General features: G+C 59.4%; 21 protein-coding genes. 10 read left to right on the top strand and 11 right to left on the bottom strand.

The features are described 5' to 3' along the window. Positions 1-60: 60 nt before the first annotated feature. The 3 genes from ACTORR_RS09200 (at position 61) to ACTORR_RS09210 (ending at position 1,527) form a co-directional block, all read left to right on the top strand. Positions 61-654: a phosphoheptose isomerase gene (locus ACTORR_RS09200; RefSeq protein ID WP_054884633.1), complete on the top strand. Its 594-nt coding sequence runs from the start codon at positions 61-63 to the stop codon at positions 652-654. Continuing rightward, positions 651-1,229 carry a BON domain-containing protein gene (locus ACTORR_RS09205; RefSeq protein ID WP_054884634.1) on the top strand — a complete coding sequence of 193 codons (579 nt, stop codon included), beginning with the start codon at positions 651-653 and terminating at the stop codon, positions 1,227-1,229. Before ACTORR_RS09200 ends, ACTORR_RS09205 begins: the two co-directional genes overlap by 4 nt. 79 nt (positions 1,230-1,308) lie before the next feature. Beyond that, positions 1,309-1,527: a YgdI/YgdR family lipoprotein gene (locus ACTORR_RS09210; protein WP_054884635.1), complete on the top strand. Its 219-nt coding sequence runs from the start codon at positions 1,309-1,311 to the stop codon at positions 1,525-1,527. Between the two features lie 47 nt (positions 1,528-1,574). Here ACTORR_RS09210 and ACTORR_RS09215 read toward each other — a convergent pair whose 3' ends face one another. The 7 genes from ACTORR_RS09215 to rplM form a co-directional block, all read right to left on the bottom strand. Beyond that, entirely contained in the window at positions 1,575-2,006 is a 432-nt protein-coding gene (locus ACTORR_RS09215; RefSeq protein ID WP_099815773.1) for a ClpXP protease specificity-enhancing factor, read from the bottom strand. 10 nt (positions 2,007-2,016) lie between these two features. Then, positions 2,017-2,640: a glutathione S-transferase N-terminal domain-containing protein gene (locus tag ACTORR_RS09220; RefSeq protein WP_054884637.1), complete on the bottom strand. Its 624-nt coding sequence runs from the start codon at positions 2,638-2,640 to the stop codon at positions 2,017-2,019. Positions 2,641-2,756: 116 nt separating this feature from the next. Further along, positions 2,757-3,536 carry a cytochrome c1 gene (locus ACTORR_RS09225; protein ID WP_313365665.1) on the bottom strand — a complete coding sequence of 260 codons (780 nt, stop codon included), beginning with the start codon at positions 3,534-3,536 and terminating at the stop codon, positions 2,757-2,759. Then, positions 3,536-4,747 (bottom strand): cytochrome b, encoded by a 1,212-nt coding sequence (locus ACTORR_RS09230; protein WP_054884639.1) that lies wholly within the window; start codon positions 4,745-4,747, stop codon positions 3,536-3,538. The genes ACTORR_RS09225 and ACTORR_RS09230 overlap by 1 nt, the downstream gene beginning before the upstream one ends. Beyond that, entirely contained in the window at positions 4,747-5,340 is a 594-nt protein-coding gene (gene petA / locus ACTORR_RS09235; protein ID WP_054884640.1) for a ubiquinol-cytochrome c reductase iron-sulfur subunit, read from the bottom strand. Before petA ends, ACTORR_RS09230 begins: the two co-directional genes overlap by 1 nt. Before the next feature lie 263 nt (positions 5,341-5,603). Continuing rightward, complete coding sequence (gene rpsI, locus ACTORR_RS09240) at positions 5,604-5,996, bottom strand: 30S ribosomal protein S9 (protein WP_003260797.1); 393 nt, start codon at positions 5,994-5,996, stop codon at positions 5,604-5,606. Between the two features lie 14 nt (positions 5,997-6,010). After that, the gene (gene rplM / locus ACTORR_RS09245) at positions 6,011-6,439 is read right to left on the bottom strand and encodes a 50S ribosomal protein L13 (protein WP_003260798.1); all 429 of its coding nucleotides are present in this window, start codon (positions 6,437-6,439) and stop codon (positions 6,011-6,013) included. 258 nt (positions 6,440-6,697) lie between these two features. Here rplM and ACTORR_RS09250 point away from each other — a divergent pair, with 258 nt between their 5' ends. Both ACTORR_RS09250 and ACTORR_RS09255 read left to right on the top strand, forming a co-directional pair. Next, positions 6,698-7,738, top strand: a complete 1,041-nt coding sequence (locus ACTORR_RS09250; protein ID WP_054884641.1) for an NADP(H)-dependent aldo-keto reductase — start codon at positions 6,698-6,700, stop codon at positions 7,736-7,738. A gap of 224 nt (positions 7,739-7,962) precedes the next feature. Then, a complete protein-coding gene (locus ACTORR_RS09255) occupies positions 7,963-8,883 on the top strand; it encodes a GlxA family transcriptional regulator (RefSeq protein ID WP_178075590.1) in 921 nt (306 codons plus the stop codon). Positions 8,884-9,000: 117 nt separating this feature from the next. Here the strand turns inward: ACTORR_RS09255 and zapE are convergent, their stop codons facing one another. From zapE to ACTORR_RS09270, 3 genes are all read right to left on the bottom strand, one after another. Beyond that, on the bottom strand, positions 9,001-10,095 hold the full coding sequence (gene zapE / locus ACTORR_RS09260; protein ID WP_054884642.1) for a cell division protein ZapE: 1,095 nt from the start codon (positions 10,093-10,095) through the stop codon (positions 9,001-9,003). Between the two features lie 165 nt (positions 10,096-10,260). Then, positions 10,261-11,610, bottom strand: coding sequence for a tryptophan--tRNA ligase (locus tag ACTORR_RS09265; RefSeq protein ID WP_441343620.1), 1,350 nt, complete (start codon positions 11,608-11,610; stop codon positions 10,261-10,263). Positions 11,611-11,635: 25 nt separating this feature from the next. Further along, complete coding sequence (locus ACTORR_RS09270) at positions 11,636-12,271, bottom strand: alpha/beta hydrolase (RefSeq protein WP_099815770.1); 636 nt, start codon at positions 12,269-12,271, stop codon at positions 11,636-11,638. A 135-nt stretch (positions 12,272-12,406) separates the two neighbouring features. On the opposite strand from ACTORR_RS09270, the gene ACTORR_RS09275 reads away from it, so the two are divergent. Beyond that, positions 12,407-12,844, top strand: a complete 438-nt coding sequence (locus ACTORR_RS09275) for a YhcB family protein (protein WP_027918018.1) — start codon at positions 12,407-12,409, stop codon at positions 12,842-12,844. Positions 12,845-12,995: 151 nt separating this feature from the next. Here ACTORR_RS09275 and ACTORR_RS09280 read toward each other — a convergent pair whose 3' ends face one another. After that, the gene (locus ACTORR_RS09280; RefSeq protein WP_054884645.1) at positions 12,996-14,192 is read right to left on the bottom strand and encodes a methionine gamma-lyase; all 1,197 of its coding nucleotides are present in this window, start codon (positions 14,190-14,192) and stop codon (positions 12,996-12,998) included. 127 nt (positions 14,193-14,319) lie between these two features. On the opposite strand from ACTORR_RS09280, the gene ACTORR_RS09285 reads away from it, so the two are divergent. From ACTORR_RS09285 to ACTORR_RS09300, 4 genes are all read left to right on the top strand, one after another. Beyond that, positions 14,320-14,799 (top strand): Lrp/AsnC family transcriptional regulator, encoded by a 480-nt coding sequence (locus ACTORR_RS09285; RefSeq protein ID WP_054884646.1) that lies wholly within the window; start codon positions 14,320-14,322, stop codon positions 14,797-14,799. Positions 14,800-15,896: 1,097 nt separating this feature from the next. Continuing rightward, positions 15,897-16,241: an S-type pyocin gene (locus ACTORR_RS09290; protein ID WP_371263241.1), complete on the top strand. Its 345-nt coding sequence runs from the start codon at positions 15,897-15,899 to the stop codon at positions 16,239-16,241. Beyond that, on the top strand, positions 16,235-16,501 hold the full coding sequence (locus ACTORR_RS09295) for a bacteriocin immunity protein (protein WP_262108706.1): 267 nt from the start codon (positions 16,235-16,237) through the stop codon (positions 16,499-16,501). The genes ACTORR_RS09290 and ACTORR_RS09295 overlap by 7 nt, the downstream gene beginning before the upstream one ends. Next, the gene (locus tag ACTORR_RS09300) at positions 16,498-16,680 is read left to right on the top strand and encodes a hypothetical protein (RefSeq protein WP_054884650.1); all 183 of its coding nucleotides are present in this window, start codon (positions 16,498-16,500) and stop codon (positions 16,678-16,680) included. The genes ACTORR_RS09295 and ACTORR_RS09300 overlap by 4 nt, the downstream gene beginning before the upstream one ends. The last annotated feature ends 46 nt before the right edge of the window (positions 16,681-16,726 follow it).

A 16,726-nucleotide genomic window follows, 5' to 3' on the forward strand; every position in this document is an offset into this window, starting at 1 on the left:
TTTCGCGGGCTGGTCCTTGTTGCGCGTAGCAAAGGCCACCGCCCCACTTAAGGTCACCCGATGGACATGCAATCCCGAATTCGCCGGCTGTTCCAGGCCAGCATCGACACCAAGCAACAGGCAATGGACATCCTGGCACCGCACATCGAGCAGGCTAGCCTGGTCATGGTCAATGCGCTGCTCAACGAAGGCAAGATGCTCGCCTGCGGCAATGGCGGCTCAGCCGGCGATGCCCAGCACTTCTCTTCGGAGCTGCTCAACCGTTTCGAGCGTGAGCGCCCGAGCCTGCCGGCCATCGCCCTGACCACCGACAGCTCGACGCTGACTTCGATCGCCAACGACTACAGCTACAACGAAATCTTCTCCAAGCAGATTCGCGCCTTGGGCCAGCCCGGCGACGTACTGCTGGCGATTTCGACCAGCGGCAACTCTGCCAACGTGATTCAAGCGATCCAGGCCGCACATGATCGCGAAATGATTGTCGTAGCATTGACCGGACGTGACGGCGGCGGCATGGCATCGCTGCTGCTGCCGGAAGACGTGGAAATCCGCGTACCGTCGATGGTCACCGCACGTATCCAGGAAGTCCACCTGCTGGCGATCCACTGCCTGTGCGATCTGATCGACAGCCAACTGTTCGGGAGTGAAGAATGACCCCCATGCGCCTCGGCCTGATGGCCCTTACCCTGTGCCTGAGCGTCACCGGCTGCAGCTCGGTACTGACCTCGACCCGCAACTCGCCGATCGAGGATGATCGCGGCACCCGCACCATCGGCAGCAAGATCGACGACTCGCTGATCGAAACCAAGGCTTCGGTGAACATTGCCAAGGCCAGCCCTGACCTGGACAAGAGCTCGCACATCGTCGTCAGCAGCTACAACGGTATCGTCCTGCTCGCCGGGCAAACCCCGCGTGCCGACCTCAAGAGCCTGGCCGAACAGACGGCCAGCCAGGTCCAGCGAGTGAAGAAGGTACACAACGAACTGCAGGTGATGCAGCCCTCGTCGATCCTGGCGCGCAACAACGATGCCTGGCTGACCACCAAGATCAAGGCCCAGATGCTCACCGACAATGCCGTGCCCAGCTCGCGCATCAAGGTCATCACCGAGAACGGCATCGTCTACCTGCTGGGCCTGGTGACCCAGCAAGAGGCCAACTCCGCCACCGCCGTGGTTCAAGGTGTCTCTGGCGTGCAGAAGATCGTCAAGCTGTTCGAGTACATCGACTGATTCAGTTGCCGCCGCTGCCCGCTACCGGCTGGCATCGGCGGCAACTTGCCCCACCCGTTCAATTTCCAGGAAATACCGCATGAAAAAGCTTCTGCTGCCCGCCCTGCTGCTCGGCACCTTCGCCACCCTGGCTGGCTGCTCGACCCCAAGCCTGATCACCCTCAACGACGGCCGCGAAATCCAGGCTGTCGACGCCCCGCACTTCGACAAGGACTCGGGCTTCTACGAATTCCAGCAGCTCGACGGCAAGCGCACCCGCATCAATCGGGACCAGGTTCGCACCATCAGCGACCTGTAAGCTCAGCTTGGCAAAAAAAAGGCGATCCATGCGGATCGCCTTTTTTATTACTTGACCACCTTCAGGCTGGGTCGCCCACTTGGACGTGGAGGCTGGCCACCCCCTTCCGGCGGGCCATCGTCATCCGGTTCGACAGCATCGTCTTCCAGTTCATCGCCATCCATCAGCGGTGGCTCCAGCTCGAAGACCATGCCTTGGCCATTCTCGCGAGCATAGATCCCCAGGATGGCACCTGCTGGCACGAACAACGAGTGGGCAACGCCACTGAAGCGCCCCTCGAAGCTTACCGCGTCGTTATCCATGTGCAGGTTGCGCACGGCACTTGGCGAAATGTTCAGGACAATCTGGCCATCACTGGCAAAACCTTGTGGCACCTGGACAGCCGGGAATTCGGCATTGACCAGCATATGGGGGGTGCAATCGTTGTCGACGATCCATTCGTACAGTGCTCGAACCAGGTAGGGGCGACTGGAGTTCATCAACGGCTCCTTAAAGCTTGCGCATTTCACGTTCAACAGAGGACAGGCTCGCCTGGAAAGGCTCGCGGGCGAACTGCCGCTCCATGTAATCCAGCAGCGGCTTGGCCTGCCGCGGCAACTCGATACCCATAACCGGCAAACGCCACAGTATGGGCAATAGACAACAGTCGACCAGACTTTGCTCCTCACTCATGAAGCAAGCAAACTCGCCGAACAGCGGCGAGACGCCGGTCAGGCTTTCGCGCAGCGCCTTGCGCGCCTCGACACGGGCGGCCTCAGCGCTGCGCGGGTCGAGAATGGTATCCGCCAGGGCGCACCAGTCACGCTGGATGCGGTGCATCAGCAGACGGCTATTACCACGCGCCACCGGGTAGACCGGCATCAACGGCGGATGCGGGTAACGCTCCTCGAGGTATTCCATCACCACGGTAGACTCATACAACGCCAGGTCACGATCGACCAGGGTCGGTACGCTGCCGTAAGGGTTCACCTCTGCCAGCCTGGCTGGCAGACGCGCAGGGTCGACGTCGATCACCTGCACGTTGATGCCCTTCTCGGCGAGCACGAGGCGTACCCGATGAGAATAATGGTCAGCAGGGTCGGAATAACAGGCTAACCGGTTGGTTGCGCCCATGTAGCGCCTCCTCGCAGGGGATGCTTGTAAACTCTAAATGAAAACGCGCCCGCGGGGGCCTGGCAAATTTGCCAGCCCCCCGCGGGCGCGTTCAACTACCAGAAATTACTGCGTGATCAGTGCACGTCCTTCCAGTATTCGCGCTTGAGCAAGTAGGCAAATACGAAGAAGAAAGCCAGGTACAGCAACACGTAGGTACCGATGCGCTGGCTTTCCAGTTTGACCGGGTTGGCCGAATAGGCCAGGAAGGTCACCAGGTTCTTGACCTTCTCGTCGAACTGCTCGGTGTTCAGGGTACCGGAATTCGGCGTAATGGTCAGCTGGTCACAGGCTTCATGGGTGAGCGGGCTACCCGTCAATGGGTCAAATTGCTTCTTGCCATCGACCACCATCTGCACCTGCTTGCAACCAATCACCTGGTTGCCTTGCAGGCCGACCAGCACGTTGGGCATGCCGACGTTCGGGAACACCTTGTTGTTGACCCCGTACGGGCGCGACTTGTCTTCATAGAAGCTGCGCAGGTAGGTGTACAGCCAGTCGGTACCCCGCACCCGCGCAACCAGGGTAAGGTCGGGCGGTGCAGCACCGAACCAGGTCTTGGCGTCGCTGGGCTGCATGCCGATCTGCATGTGATCGCCAATCTTGGCCCCGGTGAACACCAGCTTCTCGAGCATCAACTCGTGAGGGATACCGAGGTCATCGGCAACCCGCTCGTAACGCTGGAACTTGGCACTGTGGCAACCCATGCAATAGTTGGCGAAGGTGCGCGCACCGTCCTGCATGGCCGCTTTGTCGCTCAGGTCGATATCGACCTTGTCCAGCTCCAGGCCGTGTTCGGCAGCGAAGGAAAAGGCAGGCATCACTGCCAGCAAAAATACTGCAATCAACTTTTTCATCAGCCAGTCACCCTTTCCGGAACCGGTTTGGTCTTCTCGAGCCTTGTGTAGAACGGCATCAACACGAAGTAGGCGAAGTACAGCACCGTGCACACCTGCGACAGCAAGGTACGCCCAGGCGTAGGCGCCAGTACGCCGAGGATGCCGAGGATGACGAAGGCGATGCAGAACACCAGCAGGAAGACCTTGCTGATCCAGCCCTTGTAGCGCATGGAGCGCACCGGGCTGCGGTCGAGCCAGGGCAGCACGAACAGCACGGCAATTGCAGCACCCATGGCGATTACACCCATGAGCTTGTCGGGCACCGCCCGCAGGATCGCGTAGAACGGCGTGAAGTACCACACAGGCGCGATATGCTCGGGCGTCTTGAACGCGTTAGCCTGCTCGAAGTTGGGTTTTTCCAGGAAATAACCGCCCATCTCCGGGAAGAAGAACACCACGGCACAGAACACGAACAGGAAGACCACCACACCGACGATGTCTTTCACCGTGTAGTACGGGTGGAACGGAATGCCGTCGAGCGGAATGCCGTTTTCGTCCTTTTTCTTCTTGATGTCGACACCATCGGGGTTATTCGAGCCTACTTCGTGGAGGGCCAGGATATGCAGCACCACCAGGCCGAGAATCACGATTGGCAAAGCCACCACGTGCAAGGCGAAGAAGCGGTTCAGGGTGATGCCCGAAATCAGGTAGTCACCACGGATCCACTGGGTCAGGTCGCCGCCGATCACCGGTATGGCGCCGAACAGCGAGATGATCACCTGGGCCCCCCAGTAGGACATCTGCCCCCAAGGCAGCAGGTAGCCCATGAACGCTTCCGCCATCAGCGCCAGGTAGATCAGCATGCCGAACAGCCACACCAGCTCACGAGGCTTCTGGTACGAGCCATAGAGCAGGCCGCGGAACATGTGCAGGTAAACCACGATGAAGAATGCCGAAGCGCCGGTGGAGTGCAGATAGCGCAGGATCCAGCCATACTCGACGTCACGCATGATGTACTCGACCGAGGCAAAGGCCTCTTCCGCCGAGGGCGTGAAACTCATGGTCAGCCATACGCCAGTGACGATCTGGTTGACCAGCACCAGCAGTGCCAGCGAGCCGAAGAAATACAGGAAGTTGAAGTTCTTGGGCGCGTAATACTTGCTCAGGTGGTCTTCCCACATCTTGGTGGCGGGGAAGCGCGCGTCAATCCAGTCCATGAACTTGCTCATCATGCTTTCTCCTGGTCGACGCCGATGACGACAATGTCGTCCGACTCATAAGAATGCGGCGGTACTGGCAGGTTGAGAGGCGCCGGTTGCGCCTTGTAGACACGACCGGCCAGGTCGTAGTGGGAGCCGTGGCAAGGGCAGAAATAGCCACCGACCCACTTCGGCCCGAGGTCTGCGGGCGCAACTTCCGGGCGAAAGGTCGGCGAGCAACCCAGGTGCGTGCAGAGGCCGACGAGAATGAGGATTTCCGGCTTGATCGAGCGGACTTCGGGGTCGACATAGGTCGGCTGCACCGAGCTTTTCGATTGAGGATCGGAGAGGTCGCCTTCGATCTTCTTGAGGTTGCCAAGGATCTCCTGGGTACGCCGCACGATGAATACCGGCTGGCCACGCCATTCGGCAACCATCTGCTGCCCAGGCTCGACCTTGGCAATATTGACCTTCACCGGTGCCCCGGCTGCCTTCGCCTTGGCACTGGGAAACCATGACCCCACGAACGGTACCGCAGCCCCCACTGCCCCCGCTGCCCCGACCACGGATGTCGCGGCTACGAGGAAGCGGCGCCGGCCTGCGTTGACGCCGTCATTGCTCATTCAGTCCTCTCCCATCAGCTTGCTTGGCCAGTTGGACCTGACCTGTACTTAGGTTGTGTCTGTGGCACTAAAAATTGGTCGCCATGGTAAGAAACAAATCCACACAGTGACAAGGTGATTACCCCCACAGGGAGCCATAACCCGCGCTTTGCTTGATCTGCGTCTATGCGACCAGTGGTCACCGACATGCTGACAGGTTAGTTCAAGCACAAAAAAAAGCCCGGTTCCAAGGAACCGGGCTTTCTTCGACTGCCGAAGCGGTATTAACGCTTGGAGTACTGAGGACGCTTACGCGCTTTACGCAGACCCACTTTCTTACGCTCGACTTCACGAGCGTCGCGGGTGACGTAGCCAGCACGACGCAGAGCGCCACGCAGGGTTTCGTCGTATTCCATCAGAGCGCGGGTGATACCGTGACGGATAGCACCGGCCTGACCGCTGACACCACCACCGGAAACGGTGACGTAGATGTCGAACTTCTCAACGGTTTCGGTCAGCTCGAGCGGCTGGCGAACAACCATGCGAGCGGTTTCGCGACCGAAGAACACGTCCAGAGAACGGTTGTTGATGGAAATGTTACCAGTACCCGGACGCAGGAATACGCGAGCGGTTGCGGTCTTGCGACGGCCAGTGCCGTAATTTTGAGTCGCCGACATAATGAACTTTCCCGTTAGATCTTCAGTTCTTGAGGCTGCTGAGCAGTGTGTGGGTGAGCAGCACCCGCGTACACTTTCAGCTTGCGGTACATGTCGCGACCCAGCGGGTTCTTAGGCAGCATGCCTTTGACCGCGGTTTCGATAACACGCTCAGGGGCCTTGGCGATCAACTTCTCGAAGTTGATTTCCTTGATACCGCCTGGGAAACCGGAGTGGGAGTAGTACATTTTGTCGGAAGACTTGGCACCAGTCACACGAACCTGTTCAGCGTTGATGACGACGATGTAGTCGCCGGTGTCAACGTGAGGGGTGTATTCTGGTTTGTGCTTGCCACGCAGACGGCTAGCGATTTCGGTAGCCAGACGACCCAGGGTCTGGCCAGCGGCGTCGACTACGAACCACTCGCGCTTTACTGTTTCCGGTTTAGCAGTAAAAGTTTTCATTCTCTAAAGCCTCAGAGGCCGCCCAGCGAAAAATAGACGGCGAATCTTACTGGATAGTGCACAGCTTGCCAAGGGCAAGCGCGCAGCCGAACGCTGACGCTTTTGGGGGCTCGGGTCGGGCACGCCAATGTTCGACGGGGTTCTTCCTGCGTGGTGGTGCATCACTTCCGCCACGCGGAGAGGTGCAGAATTATCCAGATTGCGCGAAAAATTTCAACCTGCTTTGATGGGCTTCTTTTGCCAAGGAGTGTTTTCCCGATGGAATACCGCAAGCTCGGCCGTACCGACCTCGACGTCAGCGCCCTGTGCCTGGGCACCATGACCTGGGGCGAGCAGAACACCCAGGACGAGGCCTTCGAGCAGATTGCCCTGGCCAAGGCCAGCGGCATCAACTTCATCGACACCGCCGAGATGTATCCGGTGCCGCCACGCCCGGAAACCTATGCCGCCACCGAGCGCATCATTGGCAACTGGTTCCGTGCCAACGGCGATCGCGATGACTGGGTACTGGCCAGCAAGGTCGCCGGGCCCGGCAATGGCATCAGCCACATCCGCGACGGCCAGCTCAAGCACAACCGCCAGCACATCGTCGCCGCGCTGGACCAGAGCCTCAAGCGCCTGCAGACCGACCGCATCGACCTCTACCAGCTGCACTGGCCGGAGCGCAGTACCAACTTCTTCGGCAAGCTGGGCTACCAGCACTTGGCCAACGACCTGTTCACCCCACTGGAAGAGACCCTCGAAGTGCTCGACGAACAGGTACGTGCCGGCAAGATCCGGCACATCGGCCTGTCCAACGAAACGCCATGGGGCACCATGAAGTTCCTGCACCTGGCCGATAGCCGCGGCTGGTCGCGGGCGGTGTCGATCCAGAACCCTTACAACCTGCTCAACCGCAGCTTCGAAGTCGGCATGGCGGAGGTGGCTATCCGCGAGCAATGCGGCCTGCTGGCCTATTCGCCACTGGCATTCGGCATGCTCTCGGGCAAGTACGAGAACGGTGCCCGACCGGAAAAAGGCCGGCTGACCCTGTTCAGCCGCTTCGCCCGCTACTCCAACCCGCAGACCGTGGCAGCCTGCAGCCGTTATGTACAACTGGCCCGGGCGCATGGCCTGGACCCGGCACAAATGGCCCTGGCGTTCGTGACCCGGCAGCCATTCGTCACCAGCAACATCATCGGCGCAACCGACCTGGTGCAGCTGCAGAGCAACCTCGACAGCCTGCAGCTGAACCTCAGTGATGAACTGCTCGCGGGGATCGAGGCGATCCATCAGGAGCAGCCGAACCCGGCGCCTTGAGCTGAACCCGGTATCGGCTTCATCGCGGGTAAACCCGCGCCCACAGGGTTTGGTGCAGACCTTGAGGGGGCGGGGTAGACACAATCGCCAAAAAATAAGACGATCCAGCCGGTGATTGACCACTCTACCCTATAAGAACAATGACAATGATGTTTACCCAACCCTCCGCGTCGTTGCGGCGCGTCAGCATCCTGGCCATTGACAAGGTGTTCGCTTCGACCCTGATGCAGGCCAAGGATTTCTTCCACCTCGCCAGCTTGCGCTATAGCAAGCAGCTGGGCCTGGGCTTGCAGCCCATGTTCGAGATTCGCCTGGTGAGCCCCGATGCCCAGCCGGTGGACAGCTTCAGCAATGTGCAATTGCCGGTCGATGGCGGCCTCGACGATGCCGACGTCATCATCCTCCCGGCCTTCTGGGACGATTTCGACAACCTGCTGCAACGTTATCCACAGGTGCTGCCTTGGCTGCGCGAACAGCACGCCCGTGGCGCCGTGCTCTGCGCCGAAGCCAGTGGGGTGTTCTGGCTGGCCGAATCCGGCCTGCTCGATGGCAAGGAGGCGACCACCTACTGGCGCTTCTTCAACAGTTTCGCCGAGCGCTTCCCGAAGATCCGCCTGAACCAGGACAAGCATCTGACCGACGCCGACAACCTGTACTGCGCCGGCGGCACCACATCAGCCTGTGACCTGTACATCTACCTGATCGAGCGTTTCTGCGGCGCCAATGTAGCGCGTGCCGTAGCCCGCGATATCCTCTACGAGGTGCAGCGCAACTACACGCCAGGGCGCATGGGCTTCGGCGGCCAGAAGCTGCATCAGGACCTGATCATCCTGCAGATCCAGCACTGGCTGGAGGAGCATTTCGCCGACAAGTTCCGCTTCGAGGATGTGGCTCGCAACCATGGCATGAGCATCCGCAACTTCATGCGCCGTTTTCAAGGGGCGACCGGTGACAAACCGCTGCACTACCTGCAACGGTTACGCATCGAGACAGCCAAGGGATTGCTGTCGAGCACACGCAAGAGCATCAAGACCATCAGTTATGAGGTCGGTTATGACGATGCGAGTTTCTTTGCGAGGTTGTTCCGCCAGCACACGGAGTTGTCGCCAAACCAGTATCGGCAGCAATTCGTACAAGAGGCTTGAGGCCAATGGGGCTGCTTTGCAGCCCTTTCGCGACACAAGGCCGCTCCTACAGGGGAACGCGAATTTCTGTAGGAGCGGCCTTGTGTCGCGAAAGGGCCGCAAAGCGGCCCCAGTGTCCTAAGGCTTGTGCGCGCGCGACAGGAATTCGTGTGACTGCATTTCCAGCAAACGGCTGAGGGTCCGCTGGAATTCGAAACTCAAGCGCCCGCCGGTGTACAGGTCCTTCAGCTCGACCTCGGCCGAGATGATCAGCTTGACGTTGCGATCGTAGAATTCGTCCACCATGTTGATGAAGCGGCGGGCGATGTCGTCGGTGGTGACGCCCATCTGCTCCACGTTGCTCAGCAATACGGCATGGAAGATCTTGCCCAGTTCGATGTAGTCGTTCTGGCTGCGCGGCCCGTCGCACAGGGCGCGGAAGTCGAACCAGGCAACGTCGTCGCAGGTGCGCAGGGCATTGATCGGGCGATTTTCGATCATCAGCACGTCGTTCTCGACGGCCTGGGTGCATTCCGGCGTCAGGGCCTTGAAGCTTGCGCGCATGCTCTGGTGCGCCGCGTCATCGAGCGGGAAGTGGTAAAGCTCGGCCTGCTCCAGGTGACGCAGACGGTAGTCGACGCCGCTGTCGACGTTCACCACGTCGGTGTACTGCTTGATCATGGCGATGGCCGGCAGGAAGCGTGCGCGCTGCAGGCCATCCTTGTACAGGCCGTCCGGGACGATGTTGGAGGTCGCCACCAGCGAGACGCCGTTCTTGAACAGCTCTTCCATCAGGGTGCCGAGGATCATGGCATCGGTGATGTCGGACACGAAGAATTCGTCGAAGCAGATCACTTTGGCTTCTTCGCTGAAGCGCTTGGCGATGATGGTCAGCGGGTTCTTCTCGCCTTTGAGGGTTTTCATTTCCTCATGGACGCGCTTCATGAAACGGTGGAAGTGCGTACGCATCTTCTGCTTGAACGGCAGCGCTTCATAGAAGGTGTCGACCAGATAGGTCTTGCCACGCCCTACCCCACCCCAGAAGTACAGGCCTTTGACCGGCGTCTGCTCCTTCTTGCCGAACAGCTTGCCGAACACGCCCGGCTTGTTGTTCTGCGCGTGCACCAGGTCGTCGTACAGACGCTGCAGGTGACGTACCGCAGTTTCCTGCGCCGCGTCATGGAAGAAGTCGGGACGTTTCAGATCTGCTTGATATCGTTCTAGGGGCGTCATGATTTCGTTAGCGAGGCAACAAAAAACGGGCCGTCACTGTAGCGACAGGCCCGCTTAATGGCAATGCGACTTGCGTCAATATGCCTCATTCAAGGCATTTTTACGCTGTATGGCACCGGCTTCGCCGGTGATCGCGGGCAAGCCCGCTCCTACAGGCAATATGCCTCAGTCTTGTTGCGGCTGAAGCGCTACACGCAGGCTTTCGATCGCCGAATCACGGGCTTCGGCACTGCCGAACTGCGGCCCGTCGGCAACATGCTCGTCGTTCAGCCACAGGCTGAAGCCCAGACCGTCAACGCGCACCTCAGCGTCACCCCCCTGCTGCAGCTGCTTGCTCACGGCGCCGGCGCTCTTGCCATCGGCGAAGCTGCGCGATAGCAGCAATTGCTCGCCATCGGCGGCCAGCAGGCGGAAGCGGAAGCTGCCGTCTTCATCACGGAAGCTGACGAAGCGCGCGCTCTTGGCGCCTTTTTTCTTCACTTCGGTGCTGGCCTGCACGCTGCTGCGGAACGAGCGCAGGCCCACGGCCTCACGCAGCTGCTCGAGGAACGGGGTGGCGATCTTGCGCGCCTTTGCGGCGCCAGCGAGGAGGATGTCCTCCAGGTCTGCCGGACGCGAAATCAGCTGGTGGTAGTGCTCGCGCTTCTCGGCCAGCTGGCCGTCGAGCAGCTGGAACAGGCGTTGCTTCGCTTCGCCCCAGCCCAGGCCCTGGAGCAGCTCTTCGCGGAACTCGGCGCACTGCGACGGCGTCGAGAACGCCTGGAACAGGGTGAACAGGTGCGAATTGTCCGGGTCCTTGGCTTCGCCAGGTGCCCGCGAGTCGGTGACGATGCGCGAAATGGCGTCTTTCATGTCCTTGGCGCTGGTGAACAGCGGGATGGTGTTGTCGTAACTCTTGGACATCTTGCGCCCGTCCAGGCCTGGCAGGGTCGCCACGCTCTCCTCGATCACCGCTTCCGGCAGGGCGAAGAAGTCGTTGCCCTGGCCGAACAGGTGGTTGAAGCGCTGGCCGATGTCACGGGCCATTTCCACGTGCTGGATCTGGTCACGGCCGACCGGCACCTTGTTGGCGTTGAACATCAGGATGTCCGCAGCCATCAGCACCGGGTAGCTGTACAGGCCCATGGTCACCCCGGCATCAGGGTCTTCGCCGGTTTCCAGGTTCTTGTCCACCGAGGCCTTGTAGGCGTGGGCGCGGTTGAGCAGGCCCTTGGCGGCGACGCAGGTCAGCAGCCAGGTCAGCTCAGGGATCTCGGGGATGTCGGACTGCCGGTAGAAGGTCACCTTGGCCGGGTCCAGGCCACCGGCAAGCCAGGTCGCGGCGATTTCCAGGCGCGAGCGCTGGATGCGCAGCGGGTCGTCGCACTTGATCAGGGCGTGGTAGTCGGCCAGGAAGTAGAACGAGTCGACACCCGGCTGCTGGCTGGCGACGATCGCCGGGCGGATGGCGCCGGCGTAGTTGCCCAGGTGCGGGGTGCCGGTGGTGGTGATACCGGTGAGGATACGCGTGGTCATGGGTGTTCGCTTATTCAGGCTTGGCTCAGTTCGAAAGGCGCGGCAGCAGCAGATCCTTCAGATCGGTCAGCTTGCCATGGAAGAAGTGTCCGCATTCTGCCACTTTCAGCAGCTCATGGGGGCGCCCCAGTGCGTCGGACCATTCGTAAACCAGCTGCGGATCGACGACTTCGTCGGCCTCAGGCTGCACCACGGCGATCGGGCAGCGCTGCGGCAGCGGGAAGTCGGCGGTCAGGCGCATTACCGCCGGGGCGATCATGAACAGCTGCTGCAGCTCCACGCCTTGCGCTTCCAGGCGCCCGGCCAGGCTGGTGGCGACGAAGCCACCGAACGAGAAGCCCATGAGTACCAAGGGCAGCTCGGGATGCTGCGCGCGCAGCCACGCTGCAGCGGCCTCGGCATCGGCCACTTCGCCGGCACCCATGTCATGGTTGCCGGCGCTCTGGCCAACACCGCGGTAGTTGAAGCGCAGGGTCACGTAGCCGGCGTCACGTGCGGTGCGCTGCAGGGTCGAGACCACCTTGTTGAGCATGGTGCCGCCCTGGACCGGGTTGGGGTGGCAGATCAACACCGCACCGCGGGCATCGGCCACGTCCAGGTACAAGGCTTCCAGCTGGCCGATCGGGCCATCGATGAACAAGGGGGTTTCGCGGACAAGCAAGGCACTACTCCGTGACCTCGAAGGGGGTCGATTCGTCTAGGTGAGGAATTCTGTTCTGATTTGCGATCGCTCGCGGTATACAGCGCAGGTCTGAGCCGTTAACGTAAAGCAAAGCCGTTTATAGAGGAAGGACTCGTGGAACTCTCGCTCCTTGTTTGGTTGTTGCCAACCCTGGCCCTGGTCATCGGTGTGGCGGTCGGTTTCATCGTGGCCCGGCTGTTGCCCAACGCGGCGCCCAGCAGCACCCAGCGTCAGCTGGATGATATCCAGCAGCGCTTCGACAGCTACCAGAACCAGGTGGTTACCCACTTCAACAGCACTGCAGTACTGGTCAAGAAGCTGACCCAGAGCTACCAGGACGTGCAGGATCACCTGGCCGACGGCGCCAACCACCTGGCGCTCGACGAGCTGACCCGCCAGCGCCTGCTGGCCGCGCTGCACTCCGAGGGCACCCAGGGTCCGCGTGACCGCCTGACCCCGCCGAAGGACACCGCCGAAGTGCCACGTGACTATGCACCGAAGTCGCCGAACTCGCCGGGCATGCTCGACGAGAGCTACGGGCTCAAGCGCTGAAATGAAGAAGGCCTCGCAAGAGGCCTTTTTCTTGGGCTGGATTCACTGGCCTCTTCGCGGGCACGCCCTCTCCCACAGGAACGGCGCAGGTTTTGAGGCTGCGCGATCTCTGTGGGAGCGGGCGTGCCCGCGAAGAGGCCCGAGAGGCAACCTAGCTGCAAGCCTTCAGTGCCTGCCCCACATCCACCAGCAGATCCTCCACATCCTCCAGCCCCACCGACAACCGCACCAGCCCCTCGGAAATCCCGTGATGCGCCCGCTCTTCGGGGGTATAGCTGGAATGGGTCATGCTCGCCGGATGCTGCGCCAGCGATTCGGCATCGCCCAGGCTCACCGCCCGGGCAAACAGTTGCAGCGCATTCATGAAGCGCCGCCCGGCCTCGATCCCGCCCTTGAGCTCGAAAGCAATCATCCCACCCGGCAGGCGCATCTGCCGCTGCGCCAGTTCATATTGGCCAAATGATGGCAGTCCCGGATACTGGATCAGCTCTACCTGCGGCTGACGCGCGAGAAACTCGGCAACCCGCTGGGCATTCGCGCAGTGCCGGTCCATGCGCAACGCGAGCGTCTTGATGCCACGCATCAACAGCGCGGCATCGTGCGGCGACAGCACCGCGCCCGTCATGTCCTTGAGGCCTTCGAGGCGAATCCGGTCCACCAGCGCCTTGCGCCCGATCACCAGGCCTGCGGTGATATCGCCGTGGCCGCTGAGGTACTTGGTCGCCGAATGCACCACCAGGTCCGCCCCCAGTTCCAGTGGCCGCTGCAGGTAGGGCGTGCAATAGGTGTTGTCGACCACGATATGCAGGTCATGCCCCCGCGCCGCTTCGGCCACCGCCGCGATATCGACCAATTGCATGTTCGGGTTGGCCGGAGTTTCGAAGTAGATCATCCGGGTCTTGTGGGTGATCGCCGCCTTTAGCGCCTTGGCGTCATTGAGGTCGACATGGCGGACCTTTACCCCGAACTCGCCGATGCCGTGGTGCATATAGGCAAAGGTGCAGCCATACACCGTTCGCCCGACAAGCAGCTCGTCACCGGGGCGCAACAGGGTCCATAGCGTCGAGGTGATGGCCCCCATGCCCGACGCCAGCGCCAGGCCCGCCTCGCCCCCCTCCAGTGAAGCCATACGCTGCTCCAGCAAGGCCAGGGTCGGGTTGGAAATACGGCTGTAGAAGTGCCCACCCTCCTCCCCGGCAAAGCACGCCGCGCCGTATTCAACGCTGGGGAAGGCATAGGTTGAGGTCTGGTAAACCGGTGGCACCAAGGCACCGCCGTGGGAAAGCGGGTCGTAGCCGTGGTGGATGGCGCGGGTGGAAAAACCGGTGTTGTTATGGGAGTCGCGCATGGCAACAGCCTCTGGTGGTTTGTTATAAGCTTATGCCACCGAGCTGCCTGAATTTTTCCAAAATAGCCCACGCGTTCCCGACTGTTTTGGAATGAAAACAACAAATACGAAACCAGGAGGGCAAATCATGCCTTCAAGCCTCGACCGCACCGACCGCGCCCTGCTTGCCGCGCTGCAGGACAACGCCCGTCTGACCATTTCCGAACTTGCCGACCAGGTCGCACTGACTACCTCGCCGTGCTGGCGGCGGGTCAAGTTGCTGGAAGACAACGGCTATATCACCGGCTACCAGGCCATCTTGTCACCCAAGTCACTGGGGTTCGGGGTGACGGCGTTTGTCAGCATCATGATGGATTCGCATACCAAGGACATGGCGCTGGCGTTCGAGCAGAGGCTGATGGAGATTCCCGAGATCGTTGCTTGCCACAACATTTCTGGACGGTATGACTTTTTGTTGGAAATTCTGGCGAGGGATCTGGAGTCGTTTGGGGAATTTACCCGGGAAGTGCTGCAGCGGTTGCCGGGGGTGAAGGAGATCTATTCGAGTTTTTCCTATAAGGCGGTCAAGGAAAAACGGGTGATTCCGGTATCAGAAATACACATCTGAAAAGCCACACAATCAATAACGATCTCCAAACTACTAGAATCAAAGCAAAGCATGCAGCTTGGAGATCGGCACGACCTAATTCACCGCTACAACTCATGGATAATCATGAGGAATTTCAATGAGCGGACCAGGAATGGGAGGGTAAACATGAGGATATATCTTAGGTTTACGAGGCAGTCGTCCTGGCGCATAACCATGACGCGCCCATCGAACCTCCCCATTGCGGCCATCAAATATTAGAATATTCCCGGTATCGGTAATTTTCAGATGATTATTTGTCCAATAGGACCTATCCAGCGTCTCAGTGCTTTGCGCAGACCATATCCTATCGCGTGACGGATCATATAAAAATCCAGAGTTACTCACGACAAACTGAAGCGGTTCGCGAGATCGATTACGGAATGTAGAACTGTATGGCTGCGTATGATCAGCGATCCAAATGACCGAACCAGCGTCTTCCAAAACCAGATTACCATCGCCCCTAAGACGAAGTACAAATCTTCCATTATCAGACCTTATGAAAATGCCCAGCCCGCATGGCCTGATTAGGAGGAAGCAATACTCCCCCAGACCCTTGGAACGGCTGATATTGTATCTGTTGATACTTGCTTTTCCCAAAAGTCCTATTCAGATAAGTTCAGGATACCACTCAGTAGTGGCACGCGCTCATCATCCGCAAATGCAATTCACCGTCACACCCAGAATATATTACCGTCCCAACCATGGGGAAAATCTCCTACAGCAAAGATAGAATACTCCCACATACAATTATCACATTTCACATTTATAAATTAGCCATAATATCCAATGCATGGCAAGGCTCCCCCCGCTGGCACAAAAATAAACCACACTAAACAACGACTCAAAAGGACGTTGCCAACACATAGACTCGAGCACAATATGATACAGCTATTAGTAATCGTTATTTTCATATTGTCCGGATGCACAGGCGAAATGCCCCTACTGCTTCCCAACAGGCAAGAAATGAAATTCCAGTGTGACTTGGACCCTTACAAACAAGGCTGCGAACGGCAGATGGACTATCAAGAGCACCGCCGCTGGATCAAGAAACCAACTAGCTGAACGATGACCTCACCATCAAACAAGAGAGAAATACCGGCATGGCATTCCCGCTACCCAGTTACATCGCAAAGAAGCTGGAAAAACGCTCCTTCTACAGCTTCGACGATTTCTCCCAAGCCTTTTGGCTGGCAATCGCCGAAGATCCGGTCTACTCCCAACAATTCGTTACCTCGCAACTCAACCGCCTCAAGAAAGGCTGGCCACCTCGCGCACCCTTCTGCGAAACCGCAAAAGGCGTGCGCAACTACCAGATCTGCCACCTCGACCCACCCGCCTTTGGCGGTGCGACGTACGACGCCGAGAACATGCGGATCATGAGCGCCCTGCAGTATGCGCTGTCATCGGAGGTGAAATGGTGATCAGCCCAAAACACTCCCTTGCCGACTACACCTGCGCCGAATTCAAGACGGTGGTTGAGGAATTGCTACAGGCGTCTGGAACCTCCAGCTGGCAGGATCGCTTGCTCGAACACTTTATCGACATGGCCGGACATCCGGATGGCTCTGACCTCCTCTACTACCCGGCAAACGAACTGGAGGGCTGCGCCGTAGGGGTGATCGCACGTATCATCGCCTGGCGAAAATCAAAGGGACTTCCCCTGTTCAAGGACGTGCAATGAAAAAATCTGTATGGGTGTTGATGCTGTTTCTGACCGGTTGTGTAGACGGCAAATTCTTTCTTTTGCCTGATCAGCAGGACCAGAAATTTTCCTGCGACATTGATCCTTACAAGCAGGGATGTGAACGCCAAAGCGATTATGACCGGCACTTCAAGTCAGTCGAGGACAAGAAGAGGTAGGTGGGCCAGTCCGTTCATATGGCGCTATCTGCGAACACCACCGCGA

Origin of the sequence: Pseudomonas sp. SAR267 (assembly GCF_052077595.1) — a bacterium.
GTDB lineage: Bacteria > Pseudomonadota > Gammaproteobacteria > Pseudomonadales > Pseudomonadaceae > Aquipseudomonas > Aquipseudomonas vlassakiae.